Source organism: Pseudoalteromonas rubra, assembly GCF_000238295.3.
In the GTDB taxonomy this organism is placed as follows: Bacteria; Pseudomonadota; Gammaproteobacteria; order Enterobacterales; family Alteromonadaceae; genus Pseudoalteromonas; species Pseudoalteromonas rubra.
The window spans coordinates 219,840-241,637 of sequence record NZ_AHCD03000020.1 but is presented as its reverse complement, the minus strand read 5'-3'; the positions used below and the strand labels follow the sequence as shown (position 1 = coordinate 241,637).

19 protein-coding genes and 2 pseudogenes are annotated in these 21,798 nt (G+C 47.9%); 4 read left to right on the top strand and 17 right to left on the bottom strand.

Going from position 1 to position 21,798, the window contains the following annotated elements; all coding sequences use genetic code 11:
- The first annotated feature begins 114 nt into the window (after nucleotides 1–114).
- Nucleotides 115–735, top strand: a complete 621-nt coding sequence (locus PRUB_RS01185; protein ID WP_010383265.1) for a hypothetical protein — start codon at nucleotides 115–117, stop codon at nucleotides 733–735.
- A gap of 67 nt (nucleotides 736–802) precedes the next feature.
- Nucleotides 803–1,426 (top strand): hypothetical protein, encoded by a 624-nt coding sequence (locus PRUB_RS01180; protein ID WP_010383266.1) that lies wholly within the window; start codon nucleotides 803–805, stop codon nucleotides 1,424–1,426.
- A 1-nt stretch (nucleotide 1,427) separates the two neighbouring features.
- Here the strand turns inward: PRUB_RS01180 and PRUB_RS01175 are convergent, their stop codons facing one another.
- The 10 genes and pseudogenes from PRUB_RS01175 to queA all read right to left on the bottom strand — a co-directional run bounded on the left by PRUB_RS01175 (nucleotide 1,428) and on the right by queA (nucleotide 11,731).
- The gene (locus PRUB_RS01175) at nucleotides 1,428–2,219 is read right to left on the bottom strand and encodes a substrate-binding periplasmic protein (protein WP_010383267.1); all 792 of its coding nucleotides are present in this window, start codon (nucleotides 2,217–2,219) and stop codon (nucleotides 1,428–1,430) included.
- Nucleotides 2,220–2,347: 128 nt separating this feature from the next.
- On the bottom strand, nucleotides 2,348–4,135 hold the full coding sequence (locus PRUB_RS01170; protein ID WP_010383268.1) for a bifunctional diguanylate cyclase/phosphodiesterase: 1,788 nt from the start codon (nucleotides 4,133–4,135) through the stop codon (nucleotides 2,348–2,350).
- An 87-nt stretch (nucleotides 4,136–4,222) separates the two neighbouring features.
- Nucleotides 4,223–4,807: a hypothetical protein gene (locus PRUB_RS01165; protein ID WP_010383270.1), complete on the bottom strand. Its 585-nt coding sequence runs from the start codon at nucleotides 4,805–4,807 to the stop codon at nucleotides 4,223–4,225.
- A 66-nt stretch (nucleotides 4,808–4,873) separates the two neighbouring features.
- Complete coding sequence (secF, locus tag PRUB_RS01160) at nucleotides 4,874–5,815, bottom strand: protein translocase subunit SecF (protein WP_010383272.1); 942 nt, start codon at nucleotides 5,813–5,815, stop codon at nucleotides 4,874–4,876.
- A 9-nt stretch (nucleotides 5,816–5,824) separates the two neighbouring features.
- Nucleotides 5,825–7,684 (bottom strand): protein translocase subunit SecD, encoded by a 1,860-nt coding sequence (gene secD / locus PRUB_RS01155; RefSeq protein WP_010383274.1) that lies wholly within the window; start codon nucleotides 7,682–7,684, stop codon nucleotides 5,825–5,827.
- A 21-nt stretch (nucleotides 7,685–7,705) separates the two neighbouring features.
- Nucleotides 7,706–7,957 (bottom strand): annotated as a pseudogene (gene yajC, locus PRUB_RS26705) (preprotein translocase subunit YajC); the annotation flags it as partial.
- A pseudogene (gene secD / locus PRUB_RS01150) lies at nucleotides 7,958–8,983 on the bottom strand (preprotein translocase subunit SecD family protein); the annotation flags it as partial.
- Between the two features lie 21 nt (nucleotides 8,984–9,004).
- Nucleotides 9,005–9,343, bottom strand: coding sequence for a preprotein translocase subunit YajC (yajC, locus tag PRUB_RS01145; protein WP_010383276.1), 339 nt, complete (start codon nucleotides 9,341–9,343; stop codon nucleotides 9,005–9,007).
- Nucleotides 9,344–9,376: 33 nt separating this feature from the next.
- Nucleotides 9,377–10,501 (bottom strand): tRNA guanosine(34) transglycosylase Tgt, encoded by a 1,125-nt coding sequence (gene tgt, locus PRUB_RS01140; protein WP_010383277.1) that lies wholly within the window; start codon nucleotides 10,499–10,501, stop codon nucleotides 9,377–9,379.
- A gap of 189 nt (nucleotides 10,502–10,690) precedes the next feature.
- Nucleotides 10,691–11,731, bottom strand: coding sequence for a tRNA preQ1(34) S-adenosylmethionine ribosyltransferase-isomerase QueA (gene queA / locus PRUB_RS01135; protein WP_010383278.1), 1,041 nt, complete (start codon nucleotides 11,729–11,731; stop codon nucleotides 10,691–10,693).
- Between the two features lie 267 nt (nucleotides 11,732–11,998).
- On the opposite strand from queA, the gene PRUB_RS01130 reads away from it, so the two are divergent.
- Together PRUB_RS01130 and PRUB_RS26365 are read left to right on the top strand one after the other, a co-directional pair.
- Complete coding sequence (locus tag PRUB_RS01130; RefSeq protein WP_010383279.1) at nucleotides 11,999–14,509, top strand: GGDEF/EAL domain-containing response regulator; 2,511 nt, start codon at nucleotides 11,999–12,001, stop codon at nucleotides 14,507–14,509.
- A gap of 164 nt (nucleotides 14,510–14,673) precedes the next feature.
- Complete coding sequence (locus PRUB_RS26365) at nucleotides 14,674–14,877, top strand: hypothetical protein (RefSeq protein WP_010383280.1); 204 nt, start codon at nucleotides 14,674–14,676, stop codon at nucleotides 14,875–14,877.
- A 67-nt stretch (nucleotides 14,878–14,944) separates the two neighbouring features.
- Here PRUB_RS26365 and PRUB_RS01125 read toward each other — a convergent pair whose 3' ends face one another.
- From PRUB_RS01125 to pstA, 7 genes are all read right to left on the bottom strand, one after another.
- Entirely contained in the window at nucleotides 14,945–15,865 is a 921-nt protein-coding gene (locus PRUB_RS01125; protein ID WP_010383281.1) for a hydrogen peroxide-inducible genes activator, read from the bottom strand.
- Nucleotides 15,866–15,942: 77 nt separating this feature from the next.
- Entirely contained in the window at nucleotides 15,943–17,211 is a 1,269-nt protein-coding gene (locus tag PRUB_RS01120; RefSeq protein ID WP_010383282.1) for an inorganic phosphate transporter, read from the bottom strand.
- Between the two features lie 50 nt (nucleotides 17,212–17,261).
- Nucleotides 17,262–17,939 carry a TIGR00153 family protein gene (locus tag PRUB_RS01115; RefSeq protein ID WP_010383283.1) on the bottom strand — a complete coding sequence of 226 codons (678 nt, stop codon included), beginning with the start codon at nucleotides 17,937–17,939 and terminating at the stop codon, nucleotides 17,262–17,264.
- 303 nt (nucleotides 17,940–18,242) lie between these two features.
- Nucleotides 18,243–18,395, bottom strand: coding sequence for a hypothetical protein (locus PRUB_RS01110; protein ID WP_155946234.1), 153 nt, complete (start codon nucleotides 18,393–18,395; stop codon nucleotides 18,243–18,245).
- 94 nt (nucleotides 18,396–18,489) lie between these two features.
- A complete protein-coding gene (gene phoU / locus PRUB_RS01105; RefSeq protein ID WP_010383285.1) occupies nucleotides 18,490–19,191 on the bottom strand; it encodes a phosphate signaling complex protein PhoU in 702 nt (233 codons plus the stop codon).
- An 86-nt stretch (nucleotides 19,192–19,277) separates the two neighbouring features.
- On the bottom strand, nucleotides 19,278–20,105 hold the full coding sequence (pstB, locus tag PRUB_RS01100; RefSeq protein WP_010383287.1) for a phosphate ABC transporter ATP-binding protein PstB: 828 nt from the start codon (nucleotides 20,103–20,105) through the stop codon (nucleotides 19,278–19,280).
- 29 nt (nucleotides 20,106–20,134) lie between these two features.
- Nucleotides 20,135–21,784: a phosphate ABC transporter permease PstA gene (gene pstA, locus PRUB_RS01095; protein ID WP_198452302.1), complete on the bottom strand. Its 1,650-nt coding sequence runs from the start codon at nucleotides 21,782–21,784 to the stop codon at nucleotides 20,135–20,137.
- Nucleotides 21,785–21,798: the final 14 nt, after the last annotated feature.

Below are 21,798 nucleotides of genomic sequence, written 5' to 3'. Positions count from 1 at the left end.
ATCTCTTTCATTTACTGATTGCCAAAAAGTCTCTGCCGGTTCCAGTGTGTTACACCCTGTTAGACCTAAAGGCCAACAAACTTCCCAAAAACTAGAGACAAAACGTACTTCGACATGACAAAGGATTTATCGATTAAAGACCTACTACTACCATACGTTGTGATGGTAGTAGTCATTTTTATTATGCAGGATGCAACCTATGTGTTCATCCTCTCTTGTATTGCAATCATTTCTTTGGTTTTTCTGATCGGGCTGCGGATCAAAGACATTAATATTTGCGTCCTCGCAATGATGAACTTGTCATCCATACTGATAGAAAACCTGCTGTTTTCCACTGGGCTGATCAGCCTCTATTCAGACGAAGAAAATCGCCTGCTACAAAACAGCATTATATTCGGCCTTTCTATGGCCAGAGAGCTCCTTATTTTGGTGCTTCTCACCTATCGTGTAGAAATCACCAAATGGCTGTTCCCCAAACACCAGATCCGAGCCACCTTTGCAGACAGCATCATGCCCTGGCTCTACCTCATAGGTGCAGCTATCAGCTTCTTCGCACTGATAGAAAACTACTTCCGTAATGGTAAGGGATACGATATTACCTTCTTCTTTTACGCCTTTGAAATTACAGGCTATCTGATCTTTTCTACCATATGTGCCATGCTGGTTGCACTGACGGTGATCTCCTACAAAGAAGCCTACGAACTGAAAGTACCGACCATTAAAAAACGGAGTTAACATTCGAAAGGCAAACCTGTATAGTCCAGCGACAGGTTTGTCTTAATAATATCCAGGGATTTGATACATGGTCTTCGCGGTCCATTTTCGCTATCTCAATAGACCCTTGCTGATGGCCACCGTCACACTCAGTCTGCTTTTAATCATTCTTCGTGACGCCACTTTCTACGTTTTTTCAGCATACTCACTCTTACTCATTGGCTTGTTTATCATCGGAGTCCGACTGAGAGAGGTGAACCTGTGCGGTTTAACAGGACTGGCCCTGTTTCCTATTGTTTATGAAAACCTGCTATTCACCACCGGCCTGATCAGCCTGACGTCAGAAACACAGAATCGTCTGTTCCAAAACAGTCTCATTTTTGGTCTGCACTTGATCAAAGAACTTATTTTGCTGGTGCTATTGATCTACCGAATGGAGATAAGTAAACGCCTCTTTCCAAACAGGCATATCTATTACACATTTGCTGATACCCTGCTGCCGTGGTTATGTTTGCTCACCGCCATTTTTAGTTTTTTAGCCTTATTCGAAAACTATTTGCGTAATGGCAGAGGATATGACATCACCCTCTTCTTCTATGCATTTGAGATAACAGGCTATCTGTTTTATTCATCGGTGTGCGGCATTCTCTTAGTCCTCACCCTGCTCACCTATCAAAAACGACGCCTCATCGTGTATGATAGAGAAACATAACTCAGTCAGTATGAAAGAATGGATTATCCAGATAAATAGGCTGTGCCGTCGTTAAGAAGGAAAGGTCGAAATAGCGCGCCAGCAACTGTTCATACTGGCCGCTGTCTTTCAGGCGTTTCAAGCCCTGTGCCAGCTTTGCTGCCAGTTCAGGTTTTTGCTTATTCACAAAAAAGTAGAAATGTGCCGGATAAGACAAGTAAACACCGGGCAGTTTGACCAGTTCAGTGGCTGACTGTGCCGCCAGCTCAGAGTCTACCTCCACCACTGAACGAGGGAAATAGTCTGCTTTTTGACTGATCACCAAATCAAACATCGCCTGGTAATTCACAATGGGCCTGACCTTTAATCCATTAGCAGCCAGTATCTTAGTATCCGGCCAGTCATGTCCCTGAACAGCAACCAGTTTAGCGAGTCCCGCTTTACTCTGAACGGACTCAAAGCGCGTCAGTTGTGCACGATGCACCAGTAGCGCACGCTTGCCTATCAGACCATCAAAAAGTGGAAACTTAACCGCAATGGCGAGCTTTTCTCGCGCCGGACTCGACATGCTCCAGTGCAGGTCAACCTCCCCTTTGCTCAAAGCCAATAAGGTTCTCTGTTGATGCGGGTGGACTTTAACATGTTGGATATCAACCGGGTATTCAGCCGCTTTTAGTGATAAGTCGAGCAATTCGTAAAGAAACAAATCCCGGTCATAGAGGGGCCGCATTTCCTTTGCAACATAAATGGTAGACTTAGCTTCGGCCGCCACGCCAAGCAGTATCAGCATCAGATAAATAACCCGTTTTACCATACACCACCTAGCTCATATTGAATTGTCAGTCCTGTATTGTGCAATCAAAGGACATATCACCCTGTCCTCCAAACTACACCTAACTGCAACAATACTCAACCGAGATTGTGTTGTCGTCATTGGCTGACTTAAGTCGCTAAGCTGCTGACCGCCTCTAACCGCACGACCGGTGCACTGGGCTTGCGACGATTACAGACAAACAAATAACTATTGCGATAGCGCTTGGCCTCTTTTTTCGCATCGGTTGCCAATGCTGCAACCTGATGACTGTTGCTGCAAGATTCCACATCCGGCGATACCAGCCCAATGGATAAGGTCAGTAACGGTACAAATTGCTTCTGGCCTTCACGATTACTGGCCCAGTAACCCCCAGCAGCGACATGCTCTGGCGTAAAGAAAGCCTTAGACTGAGCTTCAAACCGCTGAATTATCTCATGACACAGGTTTTCAGCATCGTCGTTGTCAAACACCACCATAAAATCGTCACCACCAATGTGGCCGACAAAGCAATGACTATGTTTACACACAGCAACAGTCACCTCTGCCAGTAGCTTAATCACACTATCGCCACTGGCGTAACCATAAAGGTCATTGAACTGCTTAAAATGATTGAGGTCAATGTAGGCCAATGAGAATCCATGCTTAGCCCTTAAGCGCTGTTCAATGGCCTCATTGATAGCCACATTACCCGGCAGCATGGTCAGTGGATTAGCGTGTTGCGCATGGCGGATTTTTTCGTCCGTAATATGCTTAAGGATATCCCTTAAAGGCGCCAATCCCAGATAGCGCTCTTCCCGGGTAATGATAATATGACGCCGGATATCGAATTCATGCTCGGTGATCAGCTGACTGACACTGTCGAGTTGCTCTTGCTCATCAACAATCAACGGCTGCTTGTCCATTAACTCGGTCACTGGCTTTTTATCGAATAAGGCATGACCATAGGGAGCAGCAAACACTTCTGTTAGTTGGTCCCGGTGCAACAAGCCAACAGGCTGCCTTGCATCATTCACAACTGTCAGACTCATCAGTCGTTTATCACGTTCAAAATGTCGATGAGCATCAAGGCACTGAGTACAGGTGTGGATTGCAGCTACGTCCTTGGCCAGCCAGCCAATCGCAATGGACTGCTCAAATGGGTTATCCTTGCTGCCACTGTGACGATGCTGTGCCAGATTGATCATCTCCAGGCAAGGCTGTTCACTTGGCTTGGCCAGCAGATAACCCTGCGCATTCACAATCCCTAATTGCTCCAGCAGAGCGAGCTCTTCCATACGCTCAATGCCCTCTGCTATCACCGCGGTATTGGTTGCCTTAGCCAATTCAATAATAGACTTGAGAAACTCCCGTTTAACGATACTCTGATCGCAATAGTCAATAAAATAGCGATCCACTTTCACAAAGTCAGGGCATAATTCTGACCACTGCTTCAGCCCGGAGTACCCGGCACCTAAGTCATCAATCGCTATCGTGAAGCCCAGCTGGCGGTAATGCGCTATGGTCTTTAACAACAAGAAACCATCATCGACTTTATCCTGCTCTGTCACTTCAATCACAATGCGGCTGGCTGCCAGTCCGGCCTGTTCAACCAGGTGTAAGGTCTCTCCTCTTGGATGACGAGGATCCAGCAGTGCCTTTGGGCTGACATTGAGAAACAGCTTACCGGGCAACTGTTGCGCCACAAACTGTGTAATGGCCCTTTGACGGCACAACAATTCCAGCTCCGACAGTCGATCGTAGCGACTGGCTGCAGCGAACAAACTATCTGGTTGCTCCAACACAGAACCACGCTTGCCGCGGCTCAAAGCCTCGAAGCCCAGCACCTGCTCCTTCGCCAAGTCATAAATTGGCTGGAATGCCGTATAAACGGCTTTGTTAGCGATGATTTCATCCAAAAGGATCTGCGTTGAGTCCACTGCTCGATGACCAAGATGAGGTTTGATTGATAATCGAGCAAATTATCAATTTTACATGACAGTTATATGTCAAAAAGACGATTGTACCTAATTTGATGTTGAATCATTTGCAACTTGCTGTTGCTCTGTCTGCTCCTCCGCACGCTTAAGTGCCTGTTTTACCTGCTCAATATGTGCCATGACCTCGACCATTTCCAGCTCAGCTTCCAAATACGCTTCGTCGCCTGCAAGTCCCCCTTTTGCCATCACTAAAACCGTCGCAGGATGCACCACCAAATCTTTGCTATGGTAACACACCGGATCCGGTAACTCAGGCAACTTGCCATCGCCATGATAGTCTTGCGCCAGTGTGTCAAGAGATATCTCTGCCAAAGACGCTCTGAGCGTCAATACCGCATCCAGATAAGGCTGACACTGTGGATAAGCCTGGTTAAAGGCATCCAGAACTACACTGCTTTGCTGTATCAGGTCATCCGCACGAGCCTGGATCACCCCTGCATCACGCTGGATTCGAATGTCTGTCAGTAACTCGCTGGCTAACAGCGCATACGGTTCAATGCCACTTCCCTGCTGAGCAGATGTCGCAGCCTGGGCATTGGCCGCCTGCCCTGATGGCTCAGAGCACCCCAATAGCGATAAACAAATTAGTGCCGCCGCACATTCCTTCCGCATGGTATTTCCTCCGTTCTCACAAAAAAGCCGCGATACAATCGCGGCTTCCGTTAGCTAGTTGGCTGATTATGGCATGGCATCCAGATCGGCGCCTTCTTTTTCCACTTCAACCGGGATCAGATCTTCCTTACTCACGCCCATCGCAACCGCCACTGAACTGGCGACATAGACTGATGAGTAAGTACCGATGAATACACCGAATAACAAGGCCGTTGCAAACCCATGGATGGTTTGGCCACCCCAGACAAACAAGGCAACCAATACCAGAATGGTTGTGATTGATGTCACTAATGTCCGGTTCAGTGTCTGCGTCAGCGAGATATCGATGATCTCCAACGTGTCATCGATACGGACCTTGCGGAAGTTTTCGCGGATCCGGTCAGATACAACGATGGTATCGTTCAGTGAGTAACCTATCACGGCGAGGATCGCGGCCAGAATGGTCAGGTCGAATTCCAGTCCAAGCAATGAGAACAGACCCATGGTCAGGATCACATCGTGGAACAAAGCGGCAACCGCGCCCACTGCGAAGCGCCATTCGAAACGAAACGCGACGTAGATAAGGATACACAGCAGTGCTGTCAGCATTGCCAGGCCGCCCTGCTCTTTCAGGTCCTCACCCACACTTGGGCCAACGAACTCGATACGGCGCATTTCAACATTGCTGTCGACCTGCTTCAGCGCATCAACCAGTTGGTTACCCAGGATTTCAGCTTTCACATCATCACGCGGGGCCAGACGTACCAACACATCCTGACTTGAACCAAACAGCGTGACCGATGCATCCGGGAAGCCATTCTCTGCCAGCGTACTACGTACTTTTGGCAAGTCAGCAGGCTGTGAAAAGCCTACTTCTACAGCCGTACCACCAGTGAAATCCAGACCCATGTTCATGCCTTTGAACGTCAGGCTGAAAATAGATGCCAGGATCAGTAGCGCAGAAAATGCCATCGACACTTTTCGTGCCGACATAAAACGGATGGTTTCTTTAATTCTTAATAACTGCATGTCCGTCTCCTAGATTGAAAGCGAGTTAATTCGCTTGCCACCGATGACCGCATTGATCACCGCACGAGTACCGACAATAGCCGTAAACATCGACGTTAAGATACCAATGGCCAGTGTCACTGCGAAACCTGCGATCGGGCCTGTACCCACTGAGAACAGGATCACCGCAGCGATCAGCGTGGTGATGTTGGCGTCAAAAATGGTGCTGAAGGCGCTGTCATAACCATGATGAACGGCTTGCTGAGGACTACGTCCTTCACCCAATTCTTCACGAATACGCTCGAAGATCAGTACATTAGCATCAACCGCCATACCGACGGTTAGTACGATACCGGCAATACCAGGTAACGTCAGTGTGGCCCCTGGGATCATCGACATAACGCCCACAATCATGACCAGGTTGGCAGCCAATGCCAGATTAGCAACCAGACCAAAACCTTTGTAGTACATCAGCATAAATGCCAGTACAAACGCAAAGCCCAGAACAACCGCAGTCATACCAGCCTGGATATTTTCCTGACCTAAGCTAGGACCTACCGTACGTTCTTCAACAATTTGGATCGGCGCAACCAGTGCCCCTGCTCGCAGCAACAAGCTCAGGTTATGGGCTTCTGCTGGCGTGTTAATACCAGTGATTTGGAAAGAACTGTTCAAACGTGCCTGGATAGTTGCCACATTGATGACTTCTTCCACTTTGATTGGCGGCAGCGCTTTACCATTTTTGTCGACTTTACCTGACGGCTTGTATTCGATGAAAACAGTTGCCATCGGTTTACCAATCGCGCGTTTGGTAAAGGCACTCATTTTCGCACCACCTTTGCTATCCAGGTTGATGCTCACTTTCGGGCGTTGATACTCATCAAGGCCAGACTGTGCGCCTGTGATGTGTGACCCTTCCAATACCACCCGCTTTTTCACGACAACAGGATAACCGGCCTGGTGCATGATCACTTCAGAGCCTGGAGGCACGCGGCCCTGCGCCGCCGCTCGGGCGTCGGCATTTTGGTCAACTTCACGGAATTCCAGTGTTGCCGTCGCGCCTAAGATTTCTTTTGCACGTGCGGTGTCCTGCACACCTGGCAGCTGAACGATAATACGTTCCGCACCCTGGCGTTGTACGTTCGGCTCGGCTACACCCAGCTGGTTGATCCGGTTACGAATGATGGTTTCGTTTTGTTTGATAGCGTAGTCACGCAGTTCTTTGATTTTCAGCTCACTCAGCGTTGAGAAAAACGCCAGGCCGTTGCTGCTGTCATTGATAAACAGATTGCCCGGGTAACGCTTTTTAAGAAAACGCTCAGCCGCATCTCTGTCTTCATCAGAACGCATGACCACCTGAATACGGTCACTGTTGGCTACACGACGAATAGAGCGATAACGTAGTTTTTCTTCTCTTAGATCGCTCTTATAATCCTGCTCCATCTGTTCGAATGCTTTGTCCATGGCCGTTGCCATGTCCACTTCCATCGTAAAATGAACACCACCGCTCAGGTCCAGACCCAGTTTCATTGGGTTAGCACCTAAATTCTTTAACCAGTCAGGCTGTGCAGGCGACATGTTAATGGCGGAGATATAATCGTCACTCAGGGTATTACGCAGCAGATCCTGCGCCTTTAGCTGATCTTCAACATTAGTGAAACGGATCAACACCTGGCCATTTTCAAGGGCAGTCGATTTGACGGTGAGGCTATTGTCTTTAAGTGTTTTATTTACCTGGTCGAGCACACTGAGATCGGCATTGGTACCTTTAGTACCAGAAACCTGTATGGCCGGGTCACGACCATACAGGTTTGGTGTAGCGTATAAAATACCTACGGCCAATACAGCGAGCACAAGTAAATATTTCCACATTGGATACTTGTTTAACACTGGATCATCCTTATTGCTAGTTTATAGCGACTTCATTGTGCCTTTTGGTAGCACAGCTGATACCGCTGATTTTTGTACCGTTACTTCCGCCTGATCATTCAGGGCAATAACGATAAAATCTTTGTCTTCTGCAACCTTAGAGATTTTACCAACCAGGCCACCCTGAGTTAGTACTTCATCACCTTTGGTCAGCGCGCCCATCAGATCTTTATGCTCTTTTACACGCTTCGCTTGTGGGCGGTAGATCAGGAAATAAAATACCAGACCAAAAATCGGGCGTTGATACTCATCAAGGCCAGACTGTGCGCCTGTGATGTGTGACCCTTCCAATACCACCCGCTTTTTCACGACAACAGGATAACCGGCCTGGTGCATGATCACTTCAGAGCCTGGAGGCACGCGGCCCTGCGCCGCCGCTCGGGCGTCGGCATTTTGGTCAACTTCACGGAATTCCAGTGTTGCCGTCGCGCCTAAGATTTCTTTTGCACGTGCGGTGTCCTGCACACCTGGCAGCTGAACGATAATACGTTCCGCACCCTGGCGTTGTACGTTCGGCTCGGCTACACCCAGCTGGTTGATCCGGTTACGAATGATGGTTTCGTTTTGTTTGATAGCGTAGTCACGCAGTTCTTTGATTTTCAGCTCACTCAGCGTTGAGAAAAACGCCAGGCCGTTGCTGCTGTCATTGATAAACAGATTGCCCGGGTAACGCTTTTTAAGAAAACGCTCAGCCGCATCTCTGTCTTCATCAGAACGCATGACCACCTGAATACGGTCACTGTTGGCTACACGACGAATAGAGCGATAACGTAGTTTTTCTTCTCTTAGATCGCTCTTATAATCCTGCTCCATCTGTTCGAATGCTTTGTCCATGGCCGTTGCCATGTCCACTTCCATCGTAAAATGAACACCACCGCTCAGGTCCAGACCCAGTTTCATTGGGTTAGCACCTAAATTCTTTAACCAGTCAGGCTGTGCAGGCGACATGTTAATGGCGGAGATATAATCGTCACTCAGGGTATTACGCAGCAGATCCTGCGCCTTTAGCTGATCTTCAACATTAGTGAAACGGATCAACACCTGGCCATTTTCAAGGGCAGTCGATTTGACGGTGAGGCTATTGTCTTTAAGTGTTTTATTTACCTGGTCGAGCACACTGAGATCGGCATTGGTACCTTTAGTACCAGAAACCTGTATGGCCGGGTCACGACCATACAGGTTTGGTGTAGCGTATAAAATACCTACGGCCAATACAGCGAGCACAAGTAAATATTTCCACATTGGATACTTGTTTAACACTGGATCATCCTTATTGCTAGTTTATAGCGACTTCATTGTGCCTTTTGGTAGCACAGCTGATACCGCTGATTTTTGTACCGTTACTTCCGCCTGATCATTCAGGGCAATAACGATAAAATCTTTGTCTTCTGCAACCTTAGAGATTTTACCAACCAGGCCACCCTGAGTTAGTACTTCATCACCTTTGGTCAGCGCGCCCATCAGATCTTTATGCTCTTTTACACGCTTCGCTTGTGGGCGGTAGATCAGGAAATAAAATACCAGACCAAAAATACCCAGCATGATCAACATGCTCCACTCGCCACCGGCTGGTGCTGCGGCTGCCGTACTGGCATGCGCGCTAGACATAAATAAGCTCATAGCTCTTCCTCATTTAATTTTTATTGCAAACTGTTATTCGGTGTCAGCCAACGGCGGAACCGGTCTGTCACGTCGGGCATAGAAATCGGCCACAAACTGATCAAACGTACCGGCCGCAATGGCCTCACGCATCCCTTCCATCAGGCGCTGATAATAACGCAGGTTATGGATAGTATTAAGACGCGCACCTAAGATTTCGTTACACTTATCCAGGTGATGCAAATAAGCACGTGAGTAATTTTTACAAGTGTGGCAATCACACTCAGGATCCAACGGACCAGTGTCTGTTTTATGTACCGCGTTGCGGATTTTAATCACACCGCCTGTAATAAAGAGGTGACCATTTCGCGCGTTACGGGTTGGCATCACACAGTCAAACATGTCAATACCACGGCGTACCGCTTCAACCAAGTCTTCTGGCTTGCCCACGCCCATCAGGTAACGCGGTTTTTGTTCTGGCATCTTGTAAGCACAGTGATCCAGAATATTGATCATGTCTTCTTTTGGCTCACCCACTGACAAACCGCCCAGCGCATAGCCATCAAAACCAATATCTTCCAATCCAGCCTGAGATTCAGCACGAAGCTCCGGGTACATGCCGCCCTGGATAATACCGAACAGAGCGGATGGATTATCGCCGTGCGCTTCTTTCGAGCGTTTAGCCCAACGTAATGACAACTCCATGGAGTCGCGCGCTTCTTTTTCCGTCGCAGGATAAGGCGTACATTCATCAAAGATCATCACGATATCAGAGCCCAGATCACGCTGAACTTCCATCGCTTTTTCCGGAGAAAGCATGATCCGCTCACCGTTGACCGGAGACTGGAATAGTACGCCTTCTTCGCTGATCTTACGCATAGCCCCTAAGCTGAATACCTGGAAACCGCCCGAATCGGTTAAGATTGGTTTGTCCCAATTCATAAAATCATGCAGATCACCATGTTGTTTGATGATCTCGGTGCCCGGACGTAACATCAAATGAAAGGTGTTACCCAGGCAGATGTGTGCACCAGTGTCTTTTAGTTCGTCCGGCGTCATACCTTTTACGGTACCGTACGTGCCCACAGGCATAAATGCCGGTGTTTCAACGACACCGCGATCGAAGATCAGGCGGCCACGACGCGCTTTACCCTGTGTACAATCTAATTCAAATTTCATACTTACCTCTGGTCGGAAAAACAGTCCAACTTACTCTTAGCCAGGTGCAGCACCTGGCTATACTGAAAACCGTCCGATTCTACCATAGTGGCAATAATATTGGGGCTAAATTAGCACTTTAAAGCGCCGGGTCACAGAATTCAGGGGTTAAAACAGAAAAACCCAGCCTTAATGCTGGGTTTTTATCATTTACGCCTTGTTCTGCCTGGTCAGGAACATGGCATCACCGTAACTAAAGAAACGATATTGCTCAGCAATCGCCGTCTCATAGGCATGCATGATATGCGACTGTCCCGAAAAGGCACTCACCAGCATGATCAAGGTAGACTCAGGCAGGTGGAAGTTGGTCACCATGGCGTCAACCAGCTGGAACTGATAGCCCGGGTAAATGAAGATATCGGTGTCACCATAAAACGGCTTCAACTCATCCGGATGCGCTTTAGCTGCTGACTCCAGTGAACGCACCGAGGTCGTGCCAATCGCAATAACCCGACCGCCACGCTGACGTGCAGCCGCAATCGCATCAACGACTTCCTGAGGTACCTCAATATACTCAGAGTGCATCTGGTGATCATTCACATCATCCACACGCACAGGCTGGAAGGTCCCAGCCCCCACGTGAAGCGTCACAAACGCCATCTCAACGCCTTTGTCTTTTAACTGGGTCATCAGCGCATCGTCAAAATGCAGACCTGCGGTCGGCGCTGCAACAGCGCCCGGCTTCTCACCATACACAGTCTGATAGCGCTCTTTGTCTTCTTCTTCGTCCGGACGGTCAATATAAGGAGGCAACGGCATGTGACCAATTTCGTCCAGAATCGACAACACCGACGCATCGCCGTGGAATTTCAGCTCAAATAACTCCCCATGACGGGCAACCATAGTGGCTTTGGCTTTGCCTTCAAGTAATATCTCTGCGCCTTCTTTGGGCGATTTGCTGGCTCGTACGTGTGCCAGTACACTGCGCTCATCCAATACGCGCTCAACCAATACTTCCAGTTTACCACCTGTGGCTTTTTGACCGAACATACGTGCCGGGATCACTTTGGTATTATTGAAAATAATGAGATCTTCCGGATTGATCAAATCGACAATATCCTTGAACACTTTGTGCTGTAAATCACCAGTGTTGCCATCCAGTGTCAACAAACGACTGCTGGAGCGTTCTTTTTTAGGGTGGCGAGCGATCAGCTCATCAGGGAGTTCAAAACTAAAGTCAGCAACGCGCATAGAAGACCTCAAATTAATGCAAATAGGCGCCAAGTCTAGTGATCCGCCTACGCTAAATCAAGTGTTGAGGTAAAACTATGTAACGCTTGTCAGTATAGAAAAATAGCTTTAATCTAGTCGCTATTGTACGAAATTTCGCAGCTAAAACGTGCCGCATTGTGCCCCACGCATTTCCGGGCACGTATCAGGTGCGCAGAGCGAGACATATCACTGACTGAAAGGGCAAAAACTTGTTTACTTATTTCATGGGTTTAAGGCAGTAACACCATGGCAAAGCAACTCACACTATTGCTGGTTAATGCAGATCAACAAGAGCGCCAGCTGATCGTCAAAACCTTGTCCTCGCTGAATGTCTTTCGCATCGTTGAGCACAGTGATACGCAAGCGGCACTGGGTGTATTAAAGCAACAAGCCGTAGATTTGATCATTACCGGACTGAATGTCGGAAAAATTGATGGCTGGCGATTTTCTCGTATGGTGCGCTCCGGACTATTAAAAACGCCGAAGAATACCCCGATAGTGCTGACACCTCCCACCTATTGTGAGCGTATTGCCGAAACCACAGCACGCAGTTACAGCATAGATGCGGTATTGCCTCTGGAGCGTCAGGATGTACTGCCTCAGGTATTGGCAAATGTGTTATCTACACATCTGGAAAAAAGCAGTCGTTTAAACCTGTTATTGCTCGAGCCGGATCAAACCCGTGCCGATGAGATCTGTCAGCATTTGTCCCTGAACTTTACAACCACCCACGTCACCACCACCAATGGGGCACTGTCACAGTTTTTGCAAAATGAGTTTGCCATTGTCTTGCTGGATGCCACGGCAACACACAGTGACTCAGGTAAGGAGCTGGTCGCCAATATTTTGCAGCACAAACCCAGTCAGGCCATTGTAACCATCATAGACAACCGTGATGCCGACTATGCCGAACAACTGCTCTTGCTGGGCGTCACCGATTTTGTCCGGGCACCTTATGATCTGTCTTTACTCAGCAAAGTGTGCGACCACGCGGCCCGTCGTGAAGACTTTATGGTGAGTTACGCCGAATTTGCCGAAAAAGTCGAGCAACTGAGTCGCAGTGAGCGACGATACAAAGACTTGTTCTCGGCACACCAGCGCATTTTGCTGCATCTCAATACCGTGGTGATGGAGCTGGACACGGCAGGCGTGATCCGCTTTTTAAATCCGGCCTGGGAGCAGCTGGTGGGCCACAAACTCAAGGCCAGCATGCATACTAGCATGTTCGACTACGTACTGACTGAGCACCGGGAAAAACTGGCGACCGTCCTGACCAAGGTCCAGCAAGGCGAGCAACAATCAGCGCTACTTGAACTACAGGTGATGCAAAGTAACCACTGCCCAATCTGGGTTGAATGTCGTTTTCAGCTGATAAAAAACGTCACCAGTACGGCCACCATTACAGCAACCATAGACAATATTCACGAGCGCAAGCAGGCTGAACTTCAGTTACGCCACCTTGCCTTACACGATACCCTGACAGGACTCCATAACCGCTACTACTTCGATCAGCAATTAAACCAATTCTGTGAACAGGCTAAGCAAGACGCACAGCTTGAGCATGCGTTGATCTATATTGACCTGGACCACTTTAAAATCATTAATGACAGCAAAGGGCACCAGCAAGGTGACATTGTGCTCAAAGAGGTTGCGCAACTGTTTGGTGAGCACATTGCGGATGAGCACCTGATCTTCCGTATTGGGGGTGACGAGTTCGCGATTTTACTGAAACATACTCCTCTTCTGGATGCACATATGCTGGCTGAGAGTGTCTGTAGTGCGATTGAGCATCATCAATTTCATTCTGAGGAAGCCAGTTATACCATTAGCTGTTCGATTGGTTTAGCACAGATCACACATCAGAACAGTGATCCTAGTGAATGCCTTAAACAAGCCGACATCGCGCTGTATATTGCGAAAAACTTAGGCCGTAACCTGGTTCACTGTTACAGCAAAGAAGATGCGCAAAACAGCACCTTGCAAACCGGCCTGGAATGGGGACATAATGTTCGTCAGGCCCTGCAAAATAATCACATTGAACTGCACTACCAGCCAATTTGGGACTTTAAACGCAATCAGGTGGCCTATTTCGAGGCTTTATTGCGACTACGTATAGACGACAACCTGGTTTACCCAAACCAGTTTATCCCGGCACTGGAGTTGTTAAACGATACCTACCTGATGGATCAATGTGTGATCCGAGAGTGCATTCGCGCCATTGCCAGCCATCCCGAATTACATCAGGTCTCAGTCAATTTATCCGCGCAATCTTTCCTCGATGAACGCCTATTACCTCATATTCAGTCTTGTCTGGCGGAGTTTCAGGTCGCGGCCAGCGCAATCATTTTTGAGATCACTGAGTCAGCCAGTATCAACAACCTCAGCGCCACACAGGCGATGATTGCCAAACTTAATGAGCTCGGCTGCCACTTCTCTATTGATGATTTCGGCACTGGATTCAGTACCTTCAGCTACTTAAAACAGCTGCCAGCTCAACATGTTAAGATTGACGGTTCGTTTGTGCGCGACATGCTCAATGACCCCATAGATCTGGCACTGGTAAAAGCCGTGAATGACATCAGCCACTCGCTGGATAAGCGCTCAGTGGCTGAATATGTAGAGAGTAAAGAGATTTTTGATGCACTCAAAGAGATTGGTATTGATTATGGTCAGGGCTACTATATTTCGCGCCCATTGCCAGTCGAACAACTTACTGCCGTGCTGCAAACTATTTTATCTGAGAAAACAGCCTGCTAGTCTTTTTGTACAAAATTCGGCTAAAAATTAGCTGCCGATTGGGTAATTCTCATCTATAATTAAGCGTACATTTTGACGTGTCACTTTAAATACATGAAACACAGGTATTTACAAGACATTCAACGGATTTGGACACGTCTGGCTATGGAAATGGAGGAATCGCAATGGTACAGCTGTCTATTATATTGTTGCTCATATACGTTGTAATCGCCGTACAATGTTACCGAAGCGCAAGCCACAAAGGATACCCTAAACTATTTTTTACCTTACTGGGCTTAGTGCCTTACTTTAACCTGGTGGTATGGGTTTATTTGTTATTCTTACCTGACCTCAAATCAAGCCGCCAGTTGGGTTCTTTGGAGTCATAATCGCACTTCACGGCCCATTTCAGCACTGAACGTCTGACATGAAGGGCAACAGCCCTTCGTGCTTTTGTTACGAGTTTTTCGCTTCGTTACAATGCTGTGCAACAAACTCGCCCGCTTTGTCACTAAACAAACGAAAGTCACGAATACGTCCGGTAGTTTTGCGCCATAGCAAGCCAATCTCGCGATAGGCATCGGGTTGCGGTGCCGTAGCAACCATAGGTTTACCTTCCAAGATCCCGGCGTTGAGTGCCATCTGTGGCAAAAAGGTCACGCCGTTTTGATATTCGACCATGCTCAGCAAGGTATGCAGATTGGCAGCTTCAAACGGGTTAATACACGCACTGCGATTGAGATGACACGCACTAAGCGCATGATCGGTCTTACAGTGTTCCCGCTCCAGTAAAAAAACGCTTTGCTCGGGCAACACATTGAAATCATCCAGCTGCTCGGGTACCTGATAGTCGAGATGACGGACCAAAGAGAAATGGTCCCTGGCTATCACTTGAGTATGAAATTTCTCTGTCCGGTAGGGCAGTGCCAGCATGCCCATATCGATATGGCCTTGCTCCAGTTTGTCGAGTAAGCGATCGCTGGTGTCCTCTACCAGAACCAGTTGTAACTCAGGGAAAGCGTCTTTACAAAAGCGATATAGGGGCGCGGCAATAAAGCTGGCAATTGTAGGAATGATCCCCAAAACCAGTTTACCGGACAGCGGGTGCTTAAAGCTCTTAGTCAACTCCACCACACTAATGGTATCACCAATAATACGCTTAGCACGCTCGACGACCTCTTCACCCACATCCGTAAACATCAGGCTGCGGTTTTCACGCTCTATCAGTTGGCACCCCAGCGTTTCCTCCAGATTCTGAATGGCACTGCTCAGGGTTGACTGGCCAATAAAACAAGCCTCCGCGGCACGACCAAAATGCTGGTGCTGATGTACGGCAATTAAATACTGTAACTGTTTAATGCTTGGTAAGTTATTCACTTTTTATACCCACAAATAAAAAGACCCCAACACCAAAGGCATTGAGATCTTTTCAAGCTAAAAGTCTGTCCTTTCTGTTAAACGCCGAACGCGCTTCTCAGAATGTAGAATATAACAATAGCAAGGGCAGCGCCAACTGGCAACGTGATAACCCACGAAACCACAATGTTTCTGATCACACCCATGTTCAGAGCGGCAATACCGCGTGCCATACCAACACCCAGTACCGCACCGACTAAGGTTTGTGTGGTTGAGATTGGCAGGCCAGTGCCCGATGCAATTACTACGGTCGATGCCGCAGCCAGTTCAGCAGCGAAACCACGGCTTGGTGTCAGGTGCGTAATACCTTCACCAATGGTCTTAATCACTTTTTTACCCAATACAGCCAGACCGACCACGATACCTAAACCACCCAGTGGCAAAATCCACCAGGCCAGTGCTGCTTTCTTGGCAATTTCACCGTTGTGCTCAACGATGTTTACAACCGCAGCCAAAGGACCAATCGCGTTGGCAACGTCGTTCGAACCATGCGCGAACGCCATACAACACGCTGTTAATACCATCAGGATAGCAAACACTTTTTCAACGTTGTTGAAGTGCATTTGCTTATCCGCATTCGGATCAATCTTCAGGCGGTTGATGGCCATTTTACCAATCAAGCCAACAATCACGGCAATACCGATAGCCAATGCGTACCCTTCTACTGCACCCAGGTCAACACCGATGTGCTTCAGGCCCTTTTTAATAGTAACCAGTGACATCACGAAACCAGCCAGACCCATGTACACAGGCACATAGCGCTTCGCGTTTTCCAGCGGTTTGTCTGTGTCAAAAATCAGCTTCTGCGCACTCATAAAGATCAGGTACGCAATAAAGCCAGAGATGGCAGGGGTGACAATCCAGCTGCCCACGATACCTGCGACTTTACCCCACTGAATGGCTTCGCTGCCCACTGCGACTAGTGCAAAACCGATGATGGCACCAATGATAGAGTGCGTGGTTGACACTGGCCAGCCTAGCATTGAAGCCAGTAATAACCAGGTACCTGCGGCAAACAGGGCCGAAATCATGCCCAGTACCATCAGTTCAGGTACGTCCATAAATGGAGTTGAATCGATGATCCCCTTGCGGATCGTTGACGTTACCTCACCACCGGCCAGGTAGGCACCGGCAAATTCAAAAATCATCGCGATGATGATCGCCTGCTTGATGGTCAGTGCTTTAGAACCAACCGATGTACCCATTGCATTGGCTACGTCGTTCGCACCAATACCATAGGCCATAAAGAAACCAACTGCGGCCGCTATAATGATCAATAGCGTGCCATAGGATGCAATGATATCCATTGTAAAACCTTAAATTCTTAACTAATTGTGTGAAGGCAGGTGATGCACGCTTAACGCGCCAGCATCAGCTCCAGTCGTGAACCTACGCGCTCAGCAATGTCTGCCAGCTCACCAACCCACTCGATGATCTTGTATAAGAACATCACATCAATCGGATTGAGTTCACTTTCAATGCTGCGTAATCCCATACGAATACGGATCTGCATCTCATCGGTATCTTCCTCGATGGCATCTAGTTCAACGAGCATTTTTTCGACCAGTGCAACTTCGCGACCACGGAAACCAGTTTCCAGCAGTTCATCGAATTCGTTAATGGCTTCTGAGGCTTGTTTGGTCGCATCTACACAGCGTGTCAGATACGCCAAAAAGTCGGCTTGAATTGATTCAGGGATCTCCAGTTCGCGACCAATTACGCGTCCAGCGATATCTTTGGCTTTGTTGGCGATCTTGTCTTGGTGGGTAATGAGTTCCAGTAAATCTGTACGTTCTACTGGCATAAACAGACCACGTGGCAAGTGCAGGCGCACTTCACGTTTTAATGTATCTGCTTCTCTTTCCAGGTTACGGATCTGCACACGAAGCGCATCGGCCTCGGTCCATTCCCCTTTGAAGGCATGATTAAAGAACGGGATCAAGGTTTCACTGGCTTGATGGACGATCTTTATGTGCTCTTCAATCGGCTTAATAGGAGACTTTGCGAACACTCCTAAAAATGCATTACTAGGCATAACTGACCCTTAAATCATATTAATATGCATGTGCAGGGCGCAATTTTACAGTATTAAGCCAAATTGTGAACGCTTTTTCGTGTGAAGTTCTGATTAACGGCACAATGACGTTTAACAAACAGTAAGGTTGTCACGTTGATACAGCAGCCACCTGTTTGCTTAACTCTACAATAAACATAGAAAAAATAGTCAGATAAAGCCTATATAGAGATTGCATAATTTTGTTGTTTATATGCAGCTCCGGGCAGAATTAACTCGAACAAAGCGAGCAAATAGCTCGCTCATGTTCATGCCCGAACCAGATCATACTTCTTTTACAAAGCAATCCTGATAGCACGTTAACTCCGTGTGCATGGGCCCGACTCCCCCGGCAACCTGGGGCGTCATTTTGTCATTGAGTGACTTACTGTTCATCGCAAGTTGTTTCATACTTTTTTTGTTCAGAGCTAGTTTCATAGTTCATTCCTTCTATTGATTACTTTTTGCTCGCAAACAGTTATAAATAAAAAACAACACAGTGTCTACTATTGGGACTTGCTTATTTTTAGTACTACAGTGACTTTTCGATGTCTTCCTGAGAAGTATGGCGAATATCTTTGCCATTAACGAAATAAATTACGTATTCTGCAATATTCTGACAACGATCACCGATGCGTTCCAATGAACGAACCGACCAGATCAGGTCCATAATTTTAGGAATTGAACGCGGATCTTCCATCATGTAAGTCATGATCTGACGCGTCAGCGCTTCATATTCACGATCTACTTTGGCGTCTTCTTTATGTACCTCAAATGCACGCTGCGCATCCATTCGGGCAAAAGCATCCAGCACATCGTGTAGCATCTGAGAAACCAGGCGGCCCATATTTTCAACATTCACCAGTAAGTCTTGCTGATCTTTGGTGAAAGAGTCCAGTGCTACTTTCGCAATGCGTTCCGCTTCATCGCCAATTCGTTCCAGATCGGCAATGGTTTTCGCAATGGCAACAACCAAACGCAAGTCACTGGCTGCCGGCTGACGCTTTGCAATAATACGCGTACACTCTTCGTCAATGCTCACTTCCATGGCATTCACTTGATAGTCATTCTCGCTGACTTTGCGTGCCTTAGTTTCATCACAATGAGCTACCGCATCAAGAGCCAGATTTAGCTGTTGCTCAACCAGTCCGCCCATACTCAATACATGGTTACGAACGTTCTCCAGCTCTTCATTAAAGCGGCCAGAGATATGCTTATTAATATTATGTTCCATAGTCAGTTCCTAATTTGTTTCAACACTCGGTAAACGCCGCTATCGCGGCGCTTGCGCTGATTCCACAGTGTGCAGAGCCAGATGATTTAACCGTAACGACCTGTGATATAGTCTTCGGTTTTCTTCTTAGTCGGTGTTGTAAACAGAGTATTAGTATCTGAATATTCGATCAGCTCACCCATATACATAAAGGCTGTTTGATCGGATACCCGCGCCGCCTGCTGCATGTTGTGAGTAACGATCACCACGGTGTACTTTTCTTTCAGGTCGTTGATCAGCTCTTCAATAACCAAAGTCGAGATAGGGTCCAGTGCCGAGGTGGGTTCATCCAGCAATAATACCTCTGGCTCAATCGCAATTGAACGTGCAATAACCAGACGCTGCTGCTGACCACCCGACAGACCAAATGCACTGTCGTGCAAACGATCTTTCACTTCATCCCATAAAGCAGCACCACGCAATGAGCGCTCTACCACTTCATCCAGCTTACGTTTGTCTTTTACACCCTGTAAGCGTAGACCGTAAACCACATTCTCGTAAATAGACTTAGGGAATGGGTTTGGACGCTGGAATACCATGCCGACATTACGGCGCAGAGCCGCTACATCAACACTTTTATCATAAATGTTGGTGCCATTGAGGTTAATTTCGCCCTCGATACGACACGTGTCGACCAGATCATTCATGCGATTGATACAACGCAATAGCGTCGATTTACCACAACCCGATGGACCGATAAACGCCGTTACCTGACCGCGAGGGATCAACATGTTGATATTGCTCAGAGCCTGTTTGTCACCATAGTAAAGGTCAAGGTTTTTGATCTCTAACGCGGTTAGTTCCGGGCTCAAGTTTTCCAGATCCAACTTCTTGCTGGTATCTGCATTATTTACCTGTGGCGCTACTGTAATCATAAATGTTTACCTATTTAAATACTTTACTATTAGTGCTCTAAAGCTCTGAATTTTTCACGTAGGTGGTTACGGATCCCAATTGCAGTGATGTTCAGTGCAATGATCACGGTCACCAGTAAGAAGGCGGTCGCATACACCAAAGGACGGGCCGCTTCTACATTCGGGCTCTGGAAGCCCACATCATAAATATGGAAACCCAGGTGCATAAACTTCCGGTCAAGGTGAATATACGGGAAGTTACCATCCAGCGGCAAGGTCGGAGCCATTTTCACTACACCCACCAGCATCAGCGGTGCAACCTCACCGGCTGCACGGGCAACCGCCAGGATCAGACCGGTCATAATTGCCGGGCTGGCCATAGGAATAATAATACGCCATAAGGTCTCGGCTTTGGTCGCGCCCAGTGCCAGTGAACCGTGACGTACTGTGCTTGGGATACGTGATAGACCCTCTTCAGTCGAAACAATCACCACTGGCAACGTCAGGATTGCCAGCGTCAGTGCTGACCAGATCACACCAGGTGTACCAAATACCGGACTCGGTGCTGCTTCAGGATAAAACAGGGCATCAAGTGAGCCACCCAGCATATAGACGAAGAAACCTAAGCCGAATACGCCGTATACGATAGACGGAACACCCGCCAGGTTGATTACCGCGATGCGGATCATCTTAGTCACCGCGTTTTTAGCCGCATACTCGTGCAGATAAATCGCGGCAACCACACCAAATGGGGTCACGATTACTGCCATCAGCATAACCATGAACACAGTGCCAAAGATGGCCGGGAATACCCCGCCCTCAGTATTCGCTTCACGTGGGTCATCGCTGATGAACTTACCAATTTGCGACATATAGTGACCCAGTTTAGCAAAGAAACCCATGTCGTTCGGGAACCAGAAATCTAATACCTGGTATAAAGGCAGTGTTACTTCCTCACCACGCATGTCACGCACAACCACTTCATCGCGTTTGGCACCATTACGCAGTTCAAACAGCGTTTTCTCTAGCACTTTGTATTCTTCACGCAGCGCAGCACGCTGTGCTTCCAGGTCTGCGATGATTTCAGGCGTCAGTTCATTATCCAGCTGATAGGCACGCTCTTTAAGACGCAAACGCTCCAGCTCATAGTTAATGTGGCCAATTTCACCATTTTGCAGGTCAAGTGCCTCATCGTTCAGATCTACAGCACGTTCAACCATCTCTTCCAGGGCTTCTACCGGGTTGTCAGTGACAACCTGACCGTCGCGAATAACACGCTCAACGTAGCCGTAGAAGTTACCATTTTTAGTACGTTCAAAGACCGCTAGCTGCGCCGGTTTTGACTGACTTTGGATATCGGTGGACAGGATCCAACGGAAATCCAGCTCAACGTACTCACGGTTACCCGTTTTTACCAATAAGCGCTCGATGTACTCGCCTGGGTGATTAGAAAAATCCAGGCCCGTCGCTTCCAGTCGAGATTTAGGCACTAACTCTCTGTCGTAGATTTCACCAATGACGGTTTGTTTCTGAACCGAGCCTTGCAGGTGCATTTCCACCACTTCGGAAGGCCAGAAAAAGCTCAGCCCTTTCCACGCAATCATTGCAAGCAGACCCAGTACCGAGATCAAACTGATGCTGACCGCACCACCTGTCATCCAGATCCACGGAGATCCTGACTTAAACCACTGTCTTACCATGTCATCTCACTCCA